The sequence below is a fragment of the Pedobacter roseus genome (assembly GCF_014395225.1).
GTDB lineage: Bacteria > Bacteroidota > Bacteroidia > Sphingobacteriales > Sphingobacteriaceae > Pedobacter > Pedobacter roseus.
Genome location: NZ_CP060723.1, coordinates 2,539,429 through 2,559,907, shown reverse-complemented (window position 1 = coordinate 2,559,907; position 20,479 = coordinate 2,539,429). Strand labels below are relative to the sequence as shown.

Sequence of the window (20,479 nt, the reverse complement as noted above, 5' to 3'; positions counted from 1 at the left end):
GTTAGGGTTTTACTCAACGCTATTCCCGAAGGTGAATTCTGGACGTGCTAAACTATAAAGAGATTTATATATTGCGGTATCTAAAGGGACAGACCAAAATTCCGTTTTTCGTTTTTACTAATCGTAGATGCAGATTTAATCCTATCCCTGATTTCTTTCATGTCATTTTCTGAAACTGTACCCAGTAGCCTTGAAGGATCGTTATTTAAAATACCTTGAAGCCATTCCGCTGTACGACTCTTAAGCTTCGAACAGTCCACAAAACAATCATAATCAAGGAAATCGCAACCCTCTGCCGCTATTTCATAATTGAGATCGATAAGCTCTTGAGTGGTAAAAATATAGGGATTGATAGCCGTATTGATGAATACCGTTGCGAAGTGTAGCTTATCCCAGGATGCACCTACTAAAATCAGCCGTTTCTCTTTTGGAGGATCAGTGTCGGTGACATATACCTTGATAACCGAACCGACCTGGATATTTCGTTCAGCAAAGCCAGCCTTTAGCCCATCAGGTATAAAATCCGACAATGACATTAGAAAATATTTTGATCGTTTTCTGCGTTGAGTTCGATGTAGATAATCATATCATCGCTGGTTCCTGCAGCTTTGGCGATATTTATGTATGACATTTCGATATCCGGTTTTTTGGCAGCTTCAGTCCATGCATCATCATGGGATTTGTCCACTAGCTGCTCAAAATTAAGACCTTCGTTCTCTTCGATTGAAGCACTGAGCAGCTTGATCTCTGAATCGGAAAGCTCATCGACATCCGCCGGTTGCTTAGCGGTCACGATCGGCACATTGGCATCTCTGCGTACAGCAAATAAGCCAGACATATCCATAGCTTCCTGGAATGGGTGCGATCCCTTTTCTGCTGCTTTGAAAATATCATAAAGAAAGGAGGGGACAGGGCCAAAATTCATAGCCTGGTAAGCATCACCGGTTATCGGTCTGCCATAGCTTTTAAGGTGGTTCTGATCCGCGAAATAAAGGATTTTGAAAGTCTTGTGATAGTCCGCTTCACCCAGGTTGTTCAGGACGTACAACGCAGCATTCAAAGTTTTGTTTTTATCAACGTTAAATCCTTGCATGGTACAAAGTTAAATAAAGTAATTGAGAAATGCTAATTTTTTTAGCTTGTTGCTTTGCTGCTAATTTATTCATTTTTATTGGAGAACGATGTGTTATAATTCAGGTCTTAAATTCTAGTCCGGTTAACTTCTTTATCAATATTTTCATTTTTGTTGAATGTCTTTTGGTGATATGTACTCTATATAATAGGATGCCATTTGTTCCGGTACATTGCTATGGATTAGCGCAACAAAAATGGAATATTTTGATATATTTTTTGGACGAAGAATATCTAGTTGGCAGTGGGAGTACTCCTAATAATGCTAAAATGACATGATATTTGTATTATTAATCATGCTTTTGATGGCGGATGTGATGAATTTGTCAGTAGAATTTAACTGGCATTCTAGTTGATATTTGCTTTGTTCACCAATTTATAAACACGAAAGAGCGGTCCCCATTGGGACTAAAAAGGAATAATGTAGTAACTAAATCCAACTACGCCGGAGGCTATTCACCTCAAAAGACAGTCACTTATTTGCGAGCGCAAAGATAGTATAGATTTTTTTATTACAAAATTTTTGTGTGTTTCTGTCGGGATTTCGGTTGGTTCAACATCCGTATAGGAAAGTCCATTGAACATATTTTGATAAATCTCCGGTATAAAATAACAATTGCCGGTCTGGATGAAATAGGCCAGTACATAAATTAATATTATGAGTTTATTTTACGTAACAGCAATTAGACATAGCAGTGATCCTGCTTTTATCAGTCATATTTTGATCCATTCTCCTAATGGTAAAGGAAGAATGAACAAAGGTGTCATATTGTCCAAAGCAGATGTAATTAACCATCTTGAGAATGGCCACGAATTCAAAACCGCAGTATTTAATTATTCTACAGGGCAGTGGAATAACGGCGCCGATATAGGAACAGTCAGAATAGGGCTGACGACCTACCTTAGAACGGATAAAGATTCAACCACAAAGGATAATCTAGGAAATTTATTGTTAATAGACGAGCTACGGTAATTACTTGTATTCTTTAATGAATCCAGTGGGTTATCCGCTGGATTCATTTGAAACCAATTTGTGTCTTTTACCTGCTGTTGATAGGGAAGGTGTTTATTGAAGCTTTGCCTATCTGTTTATATTATTAATATTAGTATCTCGCATGTGGCGACTCTTTTGGGGGTTTTACGGCTTACCGTATTGGGGTTTTACCTTTCTAATTTAACTTTATTAAAGATTTTATTTTCATATGGCCAAGACATTAGAACAAGGATTTGATACTTTTATTTCATGGTTAATCCCATTAAAAACAGAACACGACAAAGCGGCGTCTCATAAAGACTCCGTGCAGCGATGTTTAAAAAATAGTCACGAATGTACTAGGATGTTTGAAACTGGGTCATTTGGGGCAGGAACAGGTGTGCGTCATTTCAGCGATACAGACTATTTTGCTGTAATTCCAACTAGGAACTTAAAGGAAAATTCGGCGACTTCGTTAACGATAATAAAAGAAACACTACAGAATTCCTTTCCAAGAACGGAAGGGATTGCTGTCCGTTCCCCTGCTGTAAAAATTCCATTTGGAACTTACGCTTCCGAGACAATGGAGATTACCCCGTGTGATAGCAATGGTGTTGTTAAAACAGCATATGGCAATTTCAATCAATATCAGATTGCAAATGGCGAAAATGGCTGGAAGAATTCAAGCCCCAGTGCTCATAACGCGTATGTATCATATCATGATAAAAGGCTTTCCGGCAAACTGAAGCCTTTGATACAACTCGTCAAAGCTTGGAAATATTATAATGATGTACCACTTACCTCATTCTATCTGGAACTTAGGGTAACTCGTTATGCCGAATCAGAAACCTCAATTGTTTATGATATTGATTTGTATAGATTTTTTAAATACTTAAATGATTATGATATACCTTCGGTGAATGATCCACTTGGCATAACAGGCAGAATAACAGGAACAAGTACATCACTCAAGCGGGAAACAGCGTTGTCTAAAGTTAGGGCGGATTTTAAAAGGGCAGAAGCTGCTTATACAGCTCGTAGCAGTGATTTGGATTTATGTTTTGAAAAGTGGAACATGTTTTTTAATTATGAATTTCCTAGCAGATAATAGCGTTTATGAAATCTAACTATGACCGAGTAACAGATATCAACAATTACAAAATGTATGTGCTGTATGGATCAACATTAATAACACTGTTGCTAACAGTAAATGAGAAAATTGAATTTACGAAAAATTATCCCTGGGCATTAGATTATATTTCAGTTGTCATAGCGATAAATCTGATGTTGATTGTTCTATACCTTATCCTCGACTTTCGGGCGACCTATGTTTTTTCGAGGGCGGAGCGTACCAGAACTTTGCAATACCTGGACAACTCTTTTGATACGAATTTCGCAGGAAGAAAGGTTGAAGGATACTTTAGTCAAGATACACTGAATGCTGGGTTTTATAAACTATCGGTGAACTGCTTTGAAAATATATTTCACACCTTTAGCATAGCAAAGGAAATGCAATTTAAAACCTACTTTAAAGCGGGTGTGGTAATTATTGTGTTTATGTTTTCTTCCGCTGTCGGCGATAAAGGGCTTGTAAGGTCACTAATTGAAGCGATTCTTCCGCTGACACTCTTACAGGATGGTATTAAGTTAGCACTTTTCATATCCAGATTAGAATCTTTATTAGATAACTTTAAGTCTTTTTTTACAAGTATAAAAACCGCGGGGTTTGAAAATAAGGAGCCTGAAGCAATGAGATATGTGATCGAATACGAAACAACCCTTTCCTGGGCATCCATACCCATGGACAGTTCGATTTTTAAATTATTCCAGAGCCAGCTTGCAATTGACTGGGACGAGTTAAAATCAGAATACAATATAATTGATTAGTCTGCAACTGCATAATTTCGCTACCATGTTTCAAAAACAACGGTGGTTTATAAACTCAATGAAATGGAACTAATTATTTATTCAAAAATGATAGAGAACGCGATTAAAGGCTTGACCATTTCTTTTACGAATTTTTGGAAGCTGTTTATTTTCGCAGCCTGATACATCATAGGAAAGGCTACGAACAAAATCCACATTACAATGCAACGGCATAGATATAAACGAACGCCCTGTTAAACAACAAAGACAACATACTGCCCGCTGATTTCCTAATACATTTATAAGAAAGCAGCCAGACAATTGCCACCATGATCCAGAACATATAGGCTTGTTCCCTTGTATTGAATAGAGTACTGAATTCAGTGTAGAATTTGGTAAACATCTGAGTAAAATTATGCAAAGCTTTTATCACTCATCCATATTTCCATCTCATCAGCAAAGTCCAGGTGATTTAACCGGAATTCCGAATACTCATCATCGCTAAAATCATAATTCGCCCATTTAGAAATATAATTTTCAAGAATATTATAAAGCGCTTGGTCGATTTGTTGCAATTCTCTAATTTGTACGCTATAATCAAACGCAGGATTTGGATCGCATTTAAAAGCAAAATACTTTCCGATAAAAGTGCGAACAGCTAAAATATTATAAACAGTTGGAGCTATTTTAAAATGGCGTTTAATCTTCTCCCCAATCCCAGATTCTGCCTTATAGTAATTATAGTCAAACAGAAATTTTGAACGGTCAAATCCGCGGTTTAAAAATATCGGCAACATCAAGGTGTGGGCTATACAGTTTGCAATGTGCTCAGCCAATTCCGTATCGAATAACTTAACCAGTGAAATACTTCCAGAAACAGAATTTCTTAAACTGCCTGTAAGATTTACACCGCAGGCATCAATGTAGCCGTGCAGAAGCTCATGAGTAAAACTATCAATGCAAAATTCACCCGCAGGGATATAAAAAGTCATTCGATTTCCAATCGTGTAAACAGAATGTTCTCTGTTATTCGAAGGTTCAAACGAGATGTTAAACTGTGAATCGACTGTTTGAAAAAGGTCTTCATTTCTTGAGTCAATGAGCTTTGATTTGTATATTGCGTTACTCATCGAGATAAAATTATCTTTGAAAAGTTGAATATAAATTAAATCTTTGATAAAGAACGAAAACTAATGCCTCCATGATTGAAATCACCATCGGTATCTTAGGTCTCCTAATCGCCTGGTTTACCTACCAAAAAACATTTCTGGATAAGCCTAAAGAAGAAATCGAGCACTTCACCATTCAATTTAGAGCAACGCAGACGACCTCGGTTAAAGTTCGGAACGACCTAACAAAACTTTCTAAAGAATATGGTATGGGTTCTAGTGAATTATTCCCAGGGACGACTATCGATCGCTACATCATACTCATGACGGATAGTTACGAAAAAAATCTAAGCGATGAGCTATTAACAAAAATATTGGAAACAAAACCGTCTCGTTCGCTGCTCAAATCGATGACCAGCAGTCTAGAAAAACAACTTGCTGAGCTGATCACCTTAGAAACCGGGATCAATGCGCAATTGCTGTCGATTTAGTTAAAGGATACATTTGATAAAAAAAATCAATTTAGCAACACCGAAACAATTCTCGTTAAATGGAAACGAATGCAACACCTGGTGATCTCGCCAAATATGTTTATAATGAATGGTAAACAAATACTTAATGCTTTCTTTTACTGTTATACCGTACTTCGATATAACATAATATTTAAAGTTTTGCTTGCGGCACTAGCTTGTAACTTTCTATGGTATACGATTTCTGCCTTAAGCGTCTTAAGAAGCTTTCTGCAATGGTATTGAGCTAACAATCTCATTTTTCTGCTCATACTTTTAATACTTGTAACCCTTTAAAATGTCTTCGGAACTCGTCGTTAGGATAATGATTTTAATCATTAGAAATCCTACTTAAATTTCTTGCTGCTCGGTAAGTTCTTTGTATAAAAATTCGTTAAGCAATGTTTTTGACTCAGGACTAAGCCTGTTGTTATGACTGTAATTTGGGAAATAGCTAAAATTACCTTGATAAGAGACTAAAATGCCGCTAACGCAATCTTTAATCAGCTTGTTGGAATAATATAGTCCAGAAGAAATATCGTGAAAGACCGCTCCTGGATAAAACTCTTCAAAAGGTTCGTCGTCGTGTAAAATACCCGCCGATCCATAAAGCTGTTTGTAAACGTCTTTAGTATCAAACCAGCTTTCAAAGGTTAGATGCATACAGACAATATAAGGAATATTATTTTTGGTTAACTCAGTAGCATATTTTAGTTTGGAAAAAAGATTGCTTTTTTCGCCTGTAAGTCTTCTATAGTCAAAATTTATTTTACGGTATGGACTGATGATATTCACTTTGGTTAAACCTGAGTTTTTACCTCTAACAGTGAAGTTGATTTCGTTATTAAATTCAAAAGAAGTACCCAACTCTGGATTTGTGATAAGCCAGTTTTCTATGTTGCTTTTTATAGCGGCTAGATCATGCGATATCCCAGTTAGCTGTTCATGCTGATATTCAAGTTTTAACAGATAATCTTTGGTTATTTCATGTAATACCCCAGCAAGTTTGTCCGAATAATCTAAATCTAGTGCATCTTTGCGGCTAGGGTTAAGTCTAAATACCTCTGCAATTATTTTTTCATTCGCACTTAACATAGACCAATCAGGAGTGTAGGGAGAATCCGGAAAAGCTCGAGGCTCGTGCTTGAGTTCATTAAATAGCTTTGAGAAGAAAATTCCGAACCTATATTCGATGATTTCGGAGAGAAATTCGGTTCTGTCTTTGATGGCCTTTAAGTTTTGTTCAACTGGAATTCCAGAACTTGCCGCGAATGCCTGTATAGTTGCTTCATCTTCTGGTTTATCTTTAAAAAACGCTGTATATAAACATTCCTTCATGAACAAATATAAACATTACAAAATCCGTTACTGATGGTAGACTGCAAATCATAGGTGCAATGAGTTAAGAGATAACATAAATCAGCATTATTAAAAGACCAAGCTAATTTTTCCCATGATAATTTTTTCAATAAAATAGCCGATTTTTGCATAGGTTAACACTCTAAAACCTCAACATGGAATTCAAGACACGTACTCTCAACCAACTTGCCAAAATGATTTGTGGCGATCCTAAGGACAATAAAATATCGTATTTCCGCTATCGTAGCAGTTATTATTTGACGGAATTCTTTGGAGATGTTGATACAGATTATGCCCATGATGGCTCGACAAGGCCTATTTGGGTATCTGAAACACTTTCGAAAATATTGCAGGAACCAAGCACAACAGCTGACATGCCTTCAGATATTTTTTGTCGCGTTATTCAGTTGCTGATGGAAAAGGCCGATCCTTTTAATGAAGATAAAGAAAGAATCAATGCGCTAGAAGAGCTAAACACTGCATTGTCCCGAGAGGATTTTGAAGCATTTTATGCTGCTGATAATAAGTGTTATTTAAAACACATTCCTTCACAGAAAGTCCTAAAACCGTCTGCTAACCCACATCGGCCTTTTACAAGTTTAGAGATAAAAAGAAGGGAATTACTTGTCAATTATTTGAACAATTGTTCTGAAGATGATCTTATCGAAGAAATCCTGGTGCCACTATTTAGGCAGTTAGGGTATTATAGAATTTCGATTGCTGGACATAAGGATAAGTCGCTAGAATATGGAAAAGACATTTGGATGAAGTTCATGCTGCCTACGCAACATTGGTTATATTTTGGGGTACAAGTTAAAAAAGGTAAACTTGATTCTTCAGGAATGACTAAGGGAGGTAACGCCAACATTGCAGAAATTCACAATCAGGTTCTGATGATGCTAGCTCATGAAATTTTTGATCCTGAAATTGGAAAGAATGTGCTTGTTGATCATGCCTTTATCATTGCTGGCGGAGAGATCACAAAAGCAGCAAAAAACTGGCTCGCAAATGCACTAGACAAATCTAAGCGCAGCCAGATTTTATTTATGGATAGGGAGGATATCATTAATCAGTTCATCGTGAACAATTTACCTTTGCCTATTTCAGCTGTGCCGGCTGAGCCTGAAGAATATGATGGCCTTCCCTTTTAATGTAGGCTTTTAGCTATATATTTGTAGCCGATTCTTTGACATTAGGAGATTTAAGATAGCCCTCGGGTCAGGCGTGGCAACTTGCAATGTTTTGTGGCCAGTCGCTCTGCTAGTATTAACTTTCATAGTAATGAAATATTTATCAACAAGACCTAGAAAGGAGATCACGATTATGGAAACAAGTAATATGAAAACAAAAGCAACAAATGGAATACATGCAATATTGGAAACCGGCTGGGCGATTGGTACATCCATTGCAGGGAACCTAGTCCTTTAATTTGACAGTTAAAATTGAGAACGTTTCTCGATAGACATTTATAATAGGGCAAAATAATTATCTTTGAGAGTTAACAATCTCAACTGAATTATGCCTAACCTTTCACCACAACTTTTTGACAACGCATTAAGTTATCTGGATCATCAACAAACCAAGGTTCATTATAAATATGTTGTAAATAACATTAAGGATAGTGCTGCTAGATTAGTGATTGAAAAATTATTGAATGAGGGATTGATTAAAAAGGTTGAAAACTCAGACTATTATAAGATCACAGAATTTGGACGCGACGTCGTAAATGGTGGCGGCTATCGACACTATGCAGATGCAAAAGATTATCATGCACCATCCACGGTTCGCTACGATACAATGAGGAAAATTTCCGGAATAAACCAAGTCTTAAAAAGGAAACAAAGTGAGCAAATATTATTACCAGTTCCCCCGGTCGAAAAGAAAAATAAAAGAAGAAAAGTTTTAGATTTTCTTGCTCATCCGGACACGAAGACAGTTATTCAAACCATAGTATGGATTATAGCGATACTTACTGGCGCTATCACCTTCTTTAAATGGGTATTGCCATATTTAAATCATTTAAACAAATAGGATAAGGTTTACTTTCAGGATTATTACCTCATTTACCAGGCAAAATTCTAATATTTTTTCATTGTAGGGAAATCCAATAATTTTACTAAAATGAATTTGATTACTTTTATTGATCAAGATTTTATATGTCAAAAACACCAACCGTTTTCTTATCTTATTGCTGGGCCAATCATGCCGAAGCTGAAGAAATTTATAATGATCTGAAACAGATTGGGATATTGTTGAAAAAGGATAATCATGAAATTTCTTATAAAGACGATTTAAAGTCTTTTATGCGATCTATCAGGGATACTGATTATTCTATTCTGCTAATCAGTAAGGATTATCTTCAGTCATTGAATTGCATGTATGAAGTAACTCACCTGCTCAAAGAAAAGAATGTACAAAAGAAAATTTTACCGGTAATTATAGATGATACTTCGATATTCAAGCCTTTAGACAGGATTGCCTATATAAAATACTGGGAGCAAGAAAAAAAAAACCTTCAGGGACAATTAATAAAAATCGATCCTTTAAATGCATTGGATGTCTATGCTGATCTGAAGCTGATCAATGAGGCTTCGCAGTCTATTGATAATTTTATCACTTTCATTACATCGATGTTGATTGTCAAATATTCGGAGCTGCGCCCAACGAATTACAGCCATCTGCTGAAAGCTATGGGTATTGAAGATGTAAAATATTTAACGGATTTGATTGCTGTAGTGCAGACCAAATCTGTAGAAAAACGGGAACTTCTTTTGGATGAATATATCACCAAATTTCCTCCAAATACATTTTATCACACCTCCAAAGCCGTTACCTGCACAATGGCAGGGAAGTTCGAGCAGGCCAAACTAAATTATTTACAGGCTATAAAACTGAAATCTGATAACTATGAAGCCCTAAACAACCTCGGGATGTTGTATAAGGATGTTTTTAATAATGTTGCCAAGGCTCAGGAATGTTTTGAAAAGGCTATTAAAGTTGAGCCGAAATTGACTATAGCCAGATTAAATCTTGCGGTACTGAGAAGCCAATACTTTAAAGACCTAAAAAGCGCAAAATTTCAGTACGAGCGAATTCTTAGTTATGATCCAAAAGAACCCAGGGCACATAACAATCTTGGGAATTATTACCGTGATATAGTGGGAAAGACAGAAGATCATGAAAAAGCGGAATTTCATTTCAAGAAAGCAATCGAATTCGACCCGGATTATTTAGAGGCACACATGAATTATGCAAATTTCTTAAAGTTGAATGGTAGAATGAATGAGGGCAATTCTCTATACAGAAAGGCGCTGGAGCTTGATAAGGATGGTAAATTTGCCGAAGTAATCAAAACAATGTTAAATTCAGTTAAAGGATGACGATATGGTGCTTTTGTTGGAATGCAAGGTAGAGAGCGATACTTTAATTGATGACGTAATTGAATGGCGGGTCAATAGTTATGTTTTTAAGCTTTATCCTAGCGAGAATAAAAAGTTTGACCGCATTTCCGTTGAATGTATATTTCCTAATTACAATGAATACGTACCCAAAGTTTCATTTGATGAAGGAGAAATAGCCACAATAGAATTTCCTGAAGAAAACTTTTACACTGAACAGGTTTCAATGCTTCAATATATTGAATCTTTTTCCTCTTTGGATCATGGAGTGAAAAAAATCCATTGGGAAAATCCCTCCATAGAGTGGATTGCTGAAAACGATGAGGAACGCATCGCAGTAAATGCTTACCACAAAAATAGGGACTATCCTGATAACATCAGGAAGATTACACTGGGCTGGTTTCAAAATACAATCATCCACCGAAGAATGTTGGGACACTTGACCGAGCCTTTTTCTTATTATAGGATTGGAACAAATCATTACAACCAACACACTTATATTCAGGCTTTTTTGCATTTCTTTATGATGTTGGAAGGGATTTTTGGTACAGATAACACGAATAAAAAAATAATGATTAGAGCCTTTCTCGATGCTCCCTATCTCGCCAATGGTATCAACGAAGTCCTAGGTTCTTTAGAGAAGCTGCGTCATAAAAAGCATAAGGACTGGTTTGACAACTACACGTTTATAAATCCGGATATTGGCAAAGAGCCAATAAAAAAAATGATCAACATTTTCTATGATGAAAGGGGTAAGCTTGCACATTTTTTAAACACCAATAGTGATCAGAAAAGAAACAACTTTGAAGATAGGAAATACCAGTCATTAGCTTGGGTGGCTATGTCGGTATGCCATTATTGCTCGATAAAATTGAGACTTGACCCATTTATCAGGAGGTAAAATTAAAGGAATCTGGTTATGAAAAATGGAATCTGCAAATTGTGTCTGGAGGAAAAGCCGCTCATTGGTAAATCACATATTTATCCGCAGTTTTTGTATCAAGGTGTTTTTGATGAGACCAACAGAACGGTGTTACAATATTTGAAAAACGACGGTCATCAATTTTTTCAGACTGGCTTTTATGATAAGTATATTCTTTGCGAATGTTGTGATAATGTTATTTTAGGTTCGTTAGAACGTTATGCCGCTTTAGTTTTTTATAACCCCCATACCACTAATTCTGTAAGTATAACAGAAACCAGGGAACGGAAGGATCTAACCGTAATGAACGTACAGAATATTGACTACAAAAAGTTCAAACTGTTTGTGCTCAGCTTGCTTTGGAGGGCCCATATTTCTACAAACGGATTTTTTAAAGAGGTAGATGTCAGTCAAATTGAACCACAATTGCGCTCAATGCTTTTTAATAATGAGCTTGCTAATGATAAGGATTTCCAGCTTAGCATTACCCGTATCGATCGGCCAAACGGGGCAGCCATCGACATAATTCCCAACCCCAAGGTTAATTTTAAGCAAAAATTAAAAGTTGCAATCTTTATTATTGGCGGATTGGTCTATGCAATAGAATTGGAGCGGGATTCGGGTTTCAGTTTTTTCCCGGACTTTTCGTTAAAACCAACAAATGAAATACTAATTCCAAGATTGAGTCATGGCACTGCCCGTGCATACCTAAAGGCCCTTGGCATTCCCGATAAGCATGCAAATTATTTTAGCGGGACTAAGCAATCTTCAATTTAGGCTATAAGCCTTTAAACCTATTTGACCTTACTAGCTTTGATTAAAGTTGTTTTGAAAATCTAATGGAGTAAACTTATTATTGCAAGATAATAAACAATAATTACAGAATTTATAGTTCTCTAAGTTGTTGCTCCATTTAAAAAAGAATTTTGTATTCTAATCCACAATTCAGAATTTCCTCCGAACACCTGAGAAATCTTAATTGCAATTTGTTTCGTAATGAGATTTTCACCACAATAAATTTTGTTGAGCTCATCTGTAGAAATTCCCAACAAAATTGCTCCTTCTTCGATTGTCAGGCCCCGTTCTTGTATAACTTCATCCCTCAATAGTTCACCAGGATTAATATGCGGTCCGTTATGTCTTTTCACTCTGAATATATTAGTTATTAATACCTCTTAGCTGAATTTAATATATGGTTCTTCATTAGCTCATCTCTGTGCTCCTCAAGCCATTTTAGTACAATCGCATTCAATAATTTGGTAGAGGAGAGACCATGATCAGGAAAATCTGTAACTATATTTTTAAGCTTTATGATAATACTATTATCAAATTGGACAACTTTAGGGTTGTTTAAAACGAAACTTTTAGCGGTTTGTAAAGTATTTTCTAAAGAAAAAATATCTTTATCTTTTAATGATTTTGCCATAAAAACTAAACGTGGTACTCCACAAGTCGTTTTAGAGGTACTGGTATACCCGGACACGAACAGGTGAAGCCCACGCTTATTTGCGTGAGCATTCATCCCATCTCTCGTGTCCTTAAAAATTACCAGTTTTCTAAAACGAGAATTAGAGAATTACTCAAATATTTTCGTGCCAAATATACAAAAGCTTATTTAAAAATAGATAGACCAGTACTTTCTTAATTTAGCTTACAACTTTTTCTAATTCCTCAACCCATCCAAGCTCTATTTTATGCAATTTAGAAATCTCGCGCATTACTGTCAGACTACTGTGATAAGAATTGTCTCTTGCAATTAAAATTTCTTCTCGTCTGGAGATGCAGTAATCGGTATCGATTAATTGTCGCGAGTAAGATTTTGGATAAAATTGCTTTATATACATGAGACGTCCGTAGGCAGCAAGTAGATTGTTAAAAATTCTCTTATAATCTTCAATGATCAAAATTTGTTCAAAGCCAAGAGGATCCTGATGTGGATGATCAGCTAATTGTTTAATGATATTATCACTCATGTTTTTTGCTTTCATTTTTTACATAATTGTAGAGTGTGGGCTTAGATATTTCCATCATAGAACATATTTCCTTTATCGTATGCTCTTTTGAATGATATAATTTCAATGCTAGTTTTTTCTTGTCACCATTTAAAACTTCAGGTCTTCCACCAATTCTTCCACGTGCACGGGCAGCACTAAGTCCTGCATTCGTCCGTTCTCTTATAAGATTTTTTTCGAATTCCGCTAGCGAACTAAATATGTGAAATATAAGCTTGCCGGATGGGGAAGAGGTATCTATCGATTCAGTAAGAGATTTAAGTGAGACTCCTTGCTGGTCAAGATAACCAACCCAGTCTATCAGATTCTTGATTGACCTGCCCAATCTATCAAGTCGCCATATTACAAGAGTATCTCCCTTTCTCAAGTGTTCCCTTACTTTTGAAAGACCAGGTCTGTCAGAAGTAGATCCGCTAATTTTATCGCTAAAAATCTTCGCACAGCCAGCTGATTTTAGCGCGTCTTCCTGAAGATTTAGTGTCTGATCATTTGTCGACACCCTTGCATATCCTATTAACATACATAAAAGTAAATAAACTCAACTACACATACTATTAATTAACTTTGAATATTTTACCGACTTTATTTACTCCTCTGATAGGCATTTATAGCGGTTACCTCAAGATTGGAGATGGAGTAAATAAAACGAACGTTTTATTTACCATACTGAGTGTTTTTTATTTAGCAAGTCAATCAGTCGAATGATATATAAGTTCCGAAATCTTTAAATACCAGATCCTTAATTTTTATAGTTCTTATTGATTATTTCAATAAGGCAGAATGAATATTGTCAGATTCAATAAACTTATCTATAACTTCCTTAATAATTAAAAGACTTGATTTTGGTAATTTGCGTGCCTTTTGTATAGAAATATCAAAATCTTCTAGATTTATTTCATCGTTAAATTTGGAATCTATAAGCTCTTCATACCTGATCTCCAAGGCAATACTCAATCTTTGTAAAACAAAACCGTTTGGTTTGGAAAGCCCATTTTCATAGCGTGAGATTTGAGAAACAGTGATTTTGCTCTTATCGGCCAATTGTCGTTGGCTAAATTTTTTATCGATTCGAAATTTCTTCAGTCTCTCCCCAAAGAATGTGCTACTATTTTCTTGAAATTTCATAATGCAAATTCAAATAACATTTTTTAAATTAATGCAAAACACAAATCATTGATTTGCAGGTGTTTGCTGGTATTTTTAATATCTTCTTTACCCTTATTGAAAATATTAATAAATCATTTTACTATTTGAATGTTAAAATAATCAAATATATTATGAATGACAATAAATTAGCGGGGCGAGACCGTCTCAAATACCTACCGATGATTTGTTTCTGTAATAAGGTATTCATCAGACCGGAACTACTTGGTACTTTTTTTCGGCTTCCGGCTTCCTGGGTTCAGAGTTGGATTTTAGATAATGTGTCGAAAAATTGTACGATGCACATAGCCTCGAAATATTGGATAAATATTGATTCTTTACTTCTTGACGCCACAACACTTCATGTTCCGGGTACGTCTCAACTTTTATCTTTTTATTTTGCAAAAAAAATGGAAAATAAAACTCGTTACGATAATCTATCGTACCTCTACAAAGCAATGGAAATATTTGTTGGGAAGAAAGAAGCCTTTAAAAGAGTTGCAGAGTTATGGACTAATACATGTCCAAAGAAAATGATAAGTATAGAAGCATATACAAATTCAGTTTCAATATTCGAGTTTCTGTCAGGTTTAAAAGAGATAACTCCAAAAGAAAAATTCTATCTCTATTACAATTTTTTGATTAGTTCAGATCTTGATGAACTTCCATCATTTGTTACATATTCGTTTAAATCGTTCAACAATAAATATTGTAAATATATCAATTCCGGAGCAAAAATATTTTTCCATGAAAATCATGGTAATACTTACGCTGAAAAATTGCTGACAAGCGAAGATGAGAAAATGATAAAAGAGCTTTATCAGAATGGTGTAAGATATTCCTATCGTCAAATTAGCCGTTTCGTGAATACAGCAAGGATTCTTAGAGGGGATAAAGCCATTTCAATACATAAAGTTATAGATACAATAAAGGATGGTGATGGCTTTTCAAAACTCTATTTCAGAAGGAATGGAAGGGAATCTATTAATGCAGCCATTTATCACCCAGGGAGAGCTTCTGTGTCCAGCCCTGGGGCTCAATATCAATTGGATGGAACCAGGCTAAATATTCTCTATAAAGATCACAATAATGAAATAGGTTTTCTAAATCTAATAGTTGCGATCGATATCTATTCAAGAAGAATAGTATCTCATTTCATGGCAAAGTCGGAGAATTTCCTAGCTTATAAAACTATTATTATAGACTCAGTAAAAAATACCGGCTTTCTACCCGCTGAAATTTTAACAGATAACCTCCCTGCACTTAATAGTAGACCTGGAATAACATTCTTCTCGAAGTTGAAACGATTAGGTGTATACTGTAGAAGGCATTCAAAGTTAAACCCCAGTGACAAGGGCCATGTTGAAAGTTGGTTTGGTGTTTTTTCTAGCCAATTTTTGAAGGACGTTCCTGGCTTTCTAGGAGATGGCATAACCAGTAAAAATAAGGATGGTAAGCCGAATTCAGATTTAAAGGAAAAATATCGCAATAAAGCAAACATTATGACACGGCCTGATCTTGAATTTTTAATAGAATCCAAGATAAAAGAATACAATTCGTCTTACCTATATAATAATGCTCATCCCAACGAATTATTTTGGGAAGGCAAAGCATCTAAATCGATCCCAGTTCCCCAATATTTGTATCCATATATTGCGTTCGTAGAAAAGGAAAAGTACATTAAAAAAACTGGCTTCAGATTACAGGCAAAAGGATTTTATTTTGACTACTGCTTTCCAAATAAAGATTTAGCAATTTTTGAAAGATACCTTGAAACGACAATAGTTATCCGATATAATCCAAATAAAATGGACTCAGTGTATTTGTACAAAGATGAAGTGACACAAAATTACATGCTCGAACTAAAAGTAAATGAACAATTACCCATGGCATATACGGATCAAACTGAAGACCAAAAAATTAAATGGAGAATATTTTCAAAAAATCGGTATGATATGAAGAGGGAACTAATGCAAAAAAGTTTCAGTAATTGTAAAAAAAAGTCGAGGAAATCAAGTAGAGCTTTACCACTTGAAGCCTTGTTATATACCAAAGATTCAAAAGAGGAAATACATAATTCGGAAAAGAAACATATTCTGAAAGGATCTAAAGACAAGATAGTCTTTAAAACAATGTTTAGAGTCAAAAAATAATGGACGAATACGAATTCAATGTCAATCATTTTGATTTAGAAAAAATCAAAAAATTCGAACAGCCTGTAACAATTCGAACAGAGAACTTTGAGACAATTACCTACGCTTGCCGAGAGGCGCAGGCTTATAGTAGAATGACCGCCATTATTGGTGATTCCGGTTATGGAAAAACTAAGGCTATTCAAGATTATGCAGAAACCAATAATAATGTCTATGTAATCCCTTGAAAAGTCATATGACTCCTAAAGTATTCTATCAGGAACTACTTAGCACAATTGGATTTAGGAATAAACATTCTGGCAAAAGCTTGTATCATATTATAGACAGCATAGCTTATTTTTTAAATTCCGCAAGGGGTAAAAACCTTATCGTGTTTGATGAGGCAGGAAAGTTCAGTCCAAGGGAATTACTTTATATTCATGATCTAAGGGACTCAACTTTACAAAGTACTGGCTATATTTTGACAGGACCTCCATATTTTGAGAGAGATGTACTGAAAAATGTTAAAAATGAATTAAAAGGTATACCGGAATTTCATCGTAGAATTAATAATTGGATCGAACTTGGTTTACCTTCATATAATGAAAAACTGGCACTATGCAAGCACTATGGGATCATAGACTCAAGATTAGTTCAATCTCTATGCAAATCGGTAGAATTTGAGACTCTTTCTTTATTATATGATGCAATCTTTAATTTTGGTTTGCTGGTATTAAGAGAACTTGGTAATGATAATAACTAACTTGATACCTTAGTTTACTTATCTTTAAAGCAAGGTTAATGCTCTGTGCAATAGGAGCGATTAAAGTGGGGGGAGGGGCGCTGATAAATTAATTTAGGTAATTATACGCAAAGCTAACCAATCATAAAAACGTCTCCAAAAATAAACATTAATCAGCCTCAATAGAGGCTTTTTTTATTTGCCATGAAAAAACTATTTAAATTATTTTTTAGTAAGAAAAACAATAGCCTTAAACAACGGGCTAATTCCAAAACTTCAAGTAACCCTCTTATAATTGAGATGCACGCTCAGAGGGCTAGATCTTTCAGAATATAAGCCAGAACTACAAGTGCATAGAACTATAGGGTAGATGAAGATGATATGTGTATATCTATATCAGGGAATATAGCTAACGAAACGGAAACATCTATTTATCAAGCTAATGGTATAATGACAATCCCAAAGATATGTATACTTAAATCAAAGGAATTGTCTAATGATTTACTTGCCCTTTGATTTCTTCTTATCAGGGGCTTGCGTTAAAGCTGATGCTGCTTTGTGCCATAAGCGTTTATTTTTTGTTTAATACACTTCAAAATAATTGAAGTCTGCATTTTCCCAAATAAATTAAGCCTTACTTTTGCGGGTAAACGAGAGTTTAACCAAGTATATCAAAAATTGTCATCAAATGTTTTATGAACATTCCATTAAATGTTTCAAACAGATCATGTTTATTACTACAATTCGTTTAGATATTTGTTTTTAAAAATGTCTTATAATTAATATTATGTTAAGTTGAATTTTCTAACACCATCCTATCTCCGTCTGATTCTCTGTAAAATTATAATTCCTGAAGTTTGCGGTTAAGTTCCTGTACCTTGTTTGTTGCGCCTTTTTTGTTATAGATATCAATCAGCAACTGTACAGTTTTTTTATCGTTCGGATTAATTTCGTTGGCACGTTGTAAAGCAAATTGTGCGCGGTTAATTAAACCTTTATATTTTTCGGTTTTATCTGCATCGCTTTTACGCAAAGTTTCGTTCGCCGTATTGATGTAAGCTAAACTCAATTGGTACAAGGCGTCAAAATAATTCTGATCAGTTGATAAAGCTTTATCATAAGCTAAAATTGCTGTAGCATTATTTCCGCCAACCTGTTGCAGGTAACCGTAAAGAAAATATAGCAGTTTATTTCCTTTTTCTACTTTTAAATTATTTTCAATCAATCCCTGTGCTTTACTGTAATTTTCTGTGTCAAGCAACAAGTTTATATAATCGTTCGTTAAAAAACGGTTAAATGGATTTAAAACTAATCCATCTTCTAAAGTTTTGATGGCGGTTTCGTTATCTGATTTCACCACATACATCTGCGCCATTTTCTGAAAAACAGATGGGTTTTTAATCCCATTTTCTTTTGCACGTTTAAAATAAGTTAAAGATTCATCATAAGATTGAATGTTTAACGCACAGATCGCGGTATTTAGTGCCAAAGTGGTATCGGCAGGAAAATTATCTGATACTTCTTTCAGGTCAGCGAATGCTTCTTTAAATTCATTGTTAAAATAGGCTTCATTGCCTTTATCCTGCTTTTTGATCAGGATGTTGTGGTCAGACGCCTTAATAAGCCCCCATTATCGTTGTAGCGGTCTAATGATTTTGCTTTCGCAACCGCTTCTACTGCGCTATCATAAAATTTATTCGCATTGTTGGGGTCAGTATCAATCAATGATGCAAATGACGTCAGATAAGATTTTATAGACCAAGTTTCGGTCCAGTTTTTGGTTTTAGTATCTTTTTCTGCAGATTCTATTGATTTCAGGCCTTCAGTAATAATACTTAACTGCTTTTTCTCATCCTCTTTGTTGGCTATAGAAGCCTGAAGTTTGCCAACTGAATTTCTGGCAATCAATATCTGACTTTTTTGGGCTACAGCATTGAAAGAGACGAAAATTAAGGCGGCTAAAGATATTTTAAAGCAATTCTGCATAATGTATTGATGTGATAAAACCGTAATGAACCATAAAAATAAACATAAAAAAAAGAGCCCCGAAATTTCAGGGCTCTTTTTTTAACTCGGATCAATAAATTATTGTTTAGGCAATGCGTCTAAACGTTTCTTGATATCTTCGTAATTTTTAGTGTCGTTTCTGAAACCGTAAATGGTTTTTAAGGTTTCTAAAGCGCCTTGGTTTTTAGCATCAACCTCAAGGGCTTTTTTGTAAAAAGGAAGCGATTTATCTAATAAGGCATTCATTTTACCGGTTACTTCGTTAAATTCTTTCACTTTTTTAGCATCAATCTTATTTCTGTCAGCCTGTAATTTTAAAGCCTGGCTGAAATAAATATTTCCCAATAATACCTGATAATTGGGATTATTTGGTTCTTTTGCTGCCAAAGCGGTCAACATTTGCTCCGATTTTGCAGCATCACCCCTATCAATATAAATCTGGGTTTCAGTTTTAATCCAGTCTGTATTTTCAGGGAATTTAGCAGAAGCTTCTTTGATCACTGCTAATGCAGCAGTAGTATCTTTTTGTTTGCTTAAAGCAGCGTTAATGATTTCAGAATATAAATCTTTAGACTGTGGTGAGTTTAAAGAAATTACTTTTTTAAACTGGGTAATCATACCTGGATAATCCTCAATGTTTCTTGCTGCAATACCTGCGTTTAAATACATCGCGGTGTCCTGTGGATTAATTACGGTTGCGGCAACAAATTTTTCGTAAGCCGTTTTGTAATCTTTTTTGTTGTAAGCAATTACGCCACCGTTTCTAACTGCATTGATTACATTGGTTTCAGCAGAATTGATGTTGTCTTTTTCAGTGCCTTTGGTATCCAGTTTTTTAGCCTCAACAATAGCTTCTTGAGCAATCTTAAGGTTTGCATCAGCATTTGTAGTGCTGGTAGAATCTAAAATCGCTGCAGAAGAAGCAAATAAAGCGCGGTACGACCATGCTTCCGGCATTACTTTAGATTTCTCATCAGCAATAGCTTTATCGGTATGGGCCAAGCCTTTTGCCAACGCTTCAAGTTTTTTTGCCAACGGTGTTGTTGCACTTGAAGAAGTTAGCTGGAACAAACCCCAGTCGTTTTTTGCCGCGGTTATTTCACTTTTCTGAGCAAAAGCAGCGCTTACCGCACCTGCTAGAAATATACTTAGAAATACTCTTTTCATAATTTTTAT

The 20,479-nt window shown here is 35.3% G+C and carries 24 protein-coding genes; 12 read left to right on the top strand and 12 right to left on the bottom strand.

Annotation, left to right across the window (positions count from 1 at the left end; all coding sequences use genetic code 11):
• Positions 1-80: 80 nt before the first annotated feature.
• Together H9L23_RS10655 and H9L23_RS10650 are read right to left on the bottom strand one after the other, a co-directional pair.
• A complete protein-coding gene (locus H9L23_RS10655; RefSeq protein ID WP_187594938.1) occupies positions 81-536 on the bottom strand; it encodes a hypothetical protein in 456 nt (151 codons plus the stop codon).
• Positions 536-1,093: a Panacea domain-containing protein gene (locus tag H9L23_RS10650; RefSeq protein ID WP_187594937.1), complete on the bottom strand. Its 558-nt coding sequence runs from the start codon at positions 1,091-1,093 to the stop codon at positions 536-538. The genes H9L23_RS10655 and H9L23_RS10650 overlap by 1 nt, the downstream gene beginning before the upstream one ends.
• Positions 1,094-1,789: 696 nt before the next feature.
• Between H9L23_RS10650 and H9L23_RS10645 the strand changes: the two genes are divergently transcribed.
• The 3 genes from H9L23_RS10645 (at position 1,790) to H9L23_RS10635 (ending at position 3,991) form a co-directional block, all read left to right on the top strand.
• The gene (locus H9L23_RS10645) at positions 1,790-2,104 is read left to right on the top strand and encodes a DUF3892 domain-containing protein (protein ID WP_187594936.1); all 315 of its coding nucleotides are present in this window, start codon (positions 1,790-1,792) and stop codon (positions 2,102-2,104) included.
• A 229-nt stretch (positions 2,105-2,333) separates the two neighbouring features.
• A complete protein-coding gene (locus tag H9L23_RS10640; RefSeq protein ID WP_187594935.1) occupies positions 2,334-3,212 on the top strand; it encodes an SMODS domain-containing nucleotidyltransferase in 879 nt (292 codons plus the stop codon).
• Between the two features lie 8 nt (positions 3,213-3,220).
• Positions 3,221-3,991, top strand: coding sequence for a hypothetical protein (locus H9L23_RS10635; RefSeq protein WP_187594934.1), 771 nt, complete (start codon positions 3,221-3,223; stop codon positions 3,989-3,991).
• Between the two features lie 392 nt (positions 3,992-4,383).
• Here H9L23_RS10635 and H9L23_RS10630 read toward each other — a convergent pair whose 3' ends face one another.
• Positions 4,384-5,100 carry a hypothetical protein gene (locus tag H9L23_RS10630; protein WP_187594933.1) on the bottom strand — a complete coding sequence of 239 codons (717 nt, stop codon included), beginning with the start codon at positions 5,098-5,100 and terminating at the stop codon, positions 4,384-4,386.
• A gap of 71 nt (positions 5,101-5,171) precedes the next feature.
• On the opposite strand from H9L23_RS10630, the gene H9L23_RS10625 reads away from it, so the two are divergent.
• Positions 5,172-5,570: a hypothetical protein gene (locus tag H9L23_RS10625; RefSeq protein ID WP_187594932.1), complete on the top strand. Its 399-nt coding sequence runs from the start codon at positions 5,172-5,174 to the stop codon at positions 5,568-5,570.
• Positions 5,571-5,939: 369 nt separating this feature from the next.
• Here H9L23_RS10625 and H9L23_RS10620 read toward each other — a convergent pair whose 3' ends face one another.
• Positions 5,940-6,926: a hypothetical protein gene (locus H9L23_RS10620; protein ID WP_187594931.1), complete on the bottom strand. Its 987-nt coding sequence runs from the start codon at positions 6,924-6,926 to the stop codon at positions 5,940-5,942.
• A gap of 176 nt (positions 6,927-7,102) precedes the next feature.
• Between H9L23_RS10620 and H9L23_RS10615 the strand changes: the two genes are divergently transcribed.
• The 5 genes from H9L23_RS10615 (at position 7,103) to H9L23_RS10595 (ending at position 12,044) form a co-directional block, all read left to right on the top strand.
• Complete coding sequence (locus tag H9L23_RS10615; protein WP_187594930.1) at positions 7,103-8,098, top strand: hypothetical protein; 996 nt, start codon at positions 7,103-7,105, stop codon at positions 8,096-8,098.
• 367 nt (positions 8,099-8,465) lie between these two features.
• Positions 8,466-8,978: a hypothetical protein gene (locus H9L23_RS10610; RefSeq protein ID WP_187594929.1), complete on the top strand. Its 513-nt coding sequence runs from the start codon at positions 8,466-8,468 to the stop codon at positions 8,976-8,978.
• 125 nt (positions 8,979-9,103) lie between these two features.
• Positions 9,104-10,327 (top strand): toll/interleukin-1 receptor domain-containing protein, encoded by a 1,224-nt coding sequence (locus H9L23_RS10605; protein ID WP_187594928.1) that lies wholly within the window; start codon positions 9,104-9,106, stop codon positions 10,325-10,327.
• A gap of 4 nt (positions 10,328-10,331) precedes the next feature.
• On the top strand, positions 10,332-11,246 hold the full coding sequence (locus tag H9L23_RS10600) for a hypothetical protein (protein ID WP_187594927.1): 915 nt from the start codon (positions 10,332-10,334) through the stop codon (positions 11,244-11,246).
• An 18-nt stretch (positions 11,247-11,264) separates the two neighbouring features.
• The gene (locus H9L23_RS10595) at positions 11,265-12,044 is read left to right on the top strand and encodes a hypothetical protein (protein WP_187594926.1); all 780 of its coding nucleotides are present in this window, start codon (positions 11,265-11,267) and stop codon (positions 12,042-12,044) included.
• 119 nt (positions 12,045-12,163) lie between these two features.
• On the opposite strand, the gene H9L23_RS10590 is transcribed toward H9L23_RS10595, so the two are convergent.
• From H9L23_RS10590 to H9L23_RS10570, 5 genes are all read right to left on the bottom strand, one after another.
• On the bottom strand, positions 12,164-12,415 hold the full coding sequence (locus H9L23_RS10590; protein WP_187594925.1) for a HigA family addiction module antitoxin: 252 nt from the start codon (positions 12,413-12,415) through the stop codon (positions 12,164-12,166).
• A gap of 17 nt (positions 12,416-12,432) precedes the next feature.
• Positions 12,433-12,693 carry a hypothetical protein gene (locus H9L23_RS10585; RefSeq protein WP_187594924.1) on the bottom strand — a complete coding sequence of 87 codons (261 nt, stop codon included), beginning with the start codon at positions 12,691-12,693 and terminating at the stop codon, positions 12,433-12,435.
• Between the two features lie 220 nt (positions 12,694-12,913).
• A complete protein-coding gene (locus tag H9L23_RS10580) occupies positions 12,914-13,255 on the bottom strand; it encodes a hypothetical protein (protein ID WP_187594923.1) in 342 nt (113 codons plus the stop codon).
• On the bottom strand, positions 13,233-13,799 hold the full coding sequence (locus tag H9L23_RS10575) for a recombinase family protein (RefSeq protein WP_187594922.1): 567 nt from the start codon (positions 13,797-13,799) through the stop codon (positions 13,233-13,235). Before H9L23_RS10575 ends, H9L23_RS10580 begins: the two co-directional genes overlap by 23 nt.
• A 242-nt stretch (positions 13,800-14,041) precedes the next feature.
• A complete protein-coding gene (locus H9L23_RS10570; RefSeq protein ID WP_187594921.1) occupies positions 14,042-14,404 on the bottom strand; it encodes a helix-turn-helix domain-containing protein in 363 nt (120 codons plus the stop codon).
• Positions 14,405-14,832: 428 nt separating this feature from the next.
• Between H9L23_RS10570 and H9L23_RS10565 the strand changes: the two genes are divergently transcribed.
• From H9L23_RS10565 to H9L23_RS10555, 3 genes are read left to right on the top strand one after another with little or no spacing between them, the layout of a single operon-like run.
• On the top strand, positions 14,833-16,575 hold the full coding sequence (locus tag H9L23_RS10565) for an integrase catalytic domain-containing protein (RefSeq protein ID WP_187594920.1): 1,743 nt from the start codon (positions 14,833-14,835) through the stop codon (positions 16,573-16,575).
• Positions 16,575-16,802: a hypothetical protein gene (locus tag H9L23_RS10560; RefSeq protein ID WP_187594919.1), complete on the top strand. Its 228-nt coding sequence runs from the start codon at positions 16,575-16,577 to the stop codon at positions 16,800-16,802. Before H9L23_RS10565 ends, H9L23_RS10560 begins: the two co-directional genes overlap by 1 nt.
• An 8-nt stretch (positions 16,803-16,810) precedes the next feature.
• A complete protein-coding gene (locus H9L23_RS10555; protein ID WP_187594918.1) occupies positions 16,811-17,317 on the top strand; it encodes an ATP-binding protein in 507 nt (168 codons plus the stop codon).
• 820 nt (positions 17,318-18,137) lie between these two features.
• Here H9L23_RS10555 and H9L23_RS26590 read toward each other — a convergent pair.
• From H9L23_RS26590 to H9L23_RS10545, 3 genes are all read right to left on the bottom strand, one after another.
• Positions 18,138-18,824 (bottom strand): tetratricopeptide repeat protein, encoded by a 687-nt coding sequence (locus tag H9L23_RS26590; RefSeq protein WP_394355257.1) that lies wholly within the window; start codon positions 18,822-18,824, stop codon positions 18,138-18,140.
• Positions 18,825-18,889: 65 nt separating this feature from the next.
• A complete protein-coding gene (locus H9L23_RS26585) occupies positions 18,890-19,282 on the bottom strand; it encodes a hypothetical protein (protein ID WP_246474909.1) in 393 nt (130 codons plus the stop codon).
• Between the two features lie 99 nt (positions 19,283-19,381).
• Positions 19,382-20,470 (bottom strand): tetratricopeptide repeat protein, encoded by a 1,089-nt coding sequence (locus H9L23_RS10545; protein WP_187594917.1) that lies wholly within the window; start codon positions 20,468-20,470, stop codon positions 19,382-19,384.
• Positions 20,471-20,479: the final 9 nt, after the last annotated feature.

Bases quoted from the DNA above. Each gene is read 5' to 3' on its own strand.
- H9L23_RS10620 (WP_187594931.1), bottom strand. From the start codon at position 6,926: ATGAAGGAATGTTTATATACAGCGTTTTTTAAAGATAAACCAGAAGAT.
- H9L23_RS10650 (WP_187594937.1), bottom strand. From the start codon at position 1,093: ATGCAAGGATTTAACGTTGATAAAAACAAAACTTTGAATGCTGCGTTG.
- H9L23_RS10595 (WP_187594926.1), top strand. From the start codon at position 11,265: ATGAAAAATGGAATCTGCAAATTGTGTCTGGAGGAAAAGCCGCTCATT.
- H9L23_RS10630 (WP_187594933.1), bottom strand. From the start codon at position 5,100: ATGAGTAACGCAATATACAAATCAAAGCTCATTGACTCAAGAAATGAA.
- H9L23_RS10570 (WP_187594921.1), bottom strand. From the start codon at position 14,404: ATGAAATTTCAAGAAAATAGTAGCACATTCTTTGGGGAGAGACTGAAG.
- H9L23_RS10565 (WP_187594920.1), top strand. From the start codon at position 14,833: ATGGAAAATAAAACTCGTTACGATAATCTATCGTACCTCTACAAAGCA.
- H9L23_RS10655 (WP_187594938.1), bottom strand. From the start codon at position 536: ATGTCATTGTCGGATTTTATACCTGATGGGCTAAAGGCTGGCTTTGCT.
- H9L23_RS10585 (WP_187594924.1), bottom strand. From the start codon at position 12,693: ATGGCAAAATCATTAAAAGATAAAGATATTTTTTCTTTAGAAAATACT.
- H9L23_RS10580 (WP_187594923.1), bottom strand. From the start codon at position 13,255: ATGAAAGCAAAAAACATGAGTGATAATATCATTAAACAATTAGCTGAT.
- H9L23_RS10600 (WP_187594927.1), top strand. From the start codon at position 10,332: ATGGTGCTTTTGTTGGAATGCAAGGTAGAGAGCGATACTTTAATTGAT.
- H9L23_RS10555 (WP_187594918.1), top strand. From the start codon at position 16,811: ATGACTCCTAAAGTATTCTATCAGGAACTACTTAGCACAATTGGATTT.
- H9L23_RS10625 (WP_187594932.1), top strand. From the start codon at position 5,172: ATGATTGAAATCACCATCGGTATCTTAGGTCTCCTAATCGCCTGGTTT.
- H9L23_RS10560 (WP_187594919.1), top strand. From the start codon at position 16,575: ATGGACGAATACGAATTCAATGTCAATCATTTTGATTTAGAAAAAATC.
- H9L23_RS10545 (WP_187594917.1), bottom strand. From the start codon at position 20,470: ATGAAAAGAGTATTTCTAAGTATATTTCTAGCAGGTGCGGTAAGCGCT.
- H9L23_RS10640 (WP_187594935.1), top strand. From the start codon at position 2,334: ATGGCCAAGACATTAGAACAAGGATTTGATACTTTTATTTCATGGTTA.
- H9L23_RS10575 (WP_187594922.1), bottom strand. From the start codon at position 13,799: ATGTTAATAGGATATGCAAGGGTGTCGACAAATGATCAGACACTAAAT.
- H9L23_RS10605 (WP_187594928.1), top strand. From the start codon at position 9,104: ATGTCAAAAACACCAACCGTTTTCTTATCTTATTGCTGGGCCAATCAT.
- H9L23_RS10635 (WP_187594934.1), top strand. From the start codon at position 3,221: ATGAAATCTAACTATGACCGAGTAACAGATATCAACAATTACAAAATG.
- H9L23_RS26585 (WP_246474909.1), bottom strand. From the start codon at position 19,282: ATGCAGAATTGCTTTAAAATATCTTTAGCCGCCTTAATTTTCGTCTCT.
- H9L23_RS10645 (WP_187594936.1), top strand. From the start codon at position 1,790: ATGAGTTTATTTTACGTAACAGCAATTAGACATAGCAGTGATCCTGCT.
- H9L23_RS10610 (WP_187594929.1), top strand. From the start codon at position 8,466: ATGCCTAACCTTTCACCACAACTTTTTGACAACGCATTAAGTTATCTG.
- H9L23_RS10615 (WP_187594930.1), top strand. From the start codon at position 7,103: ATGGAATTCAAGACACGTACTCTCAACCAACTTGCCAAAATGATTTGT.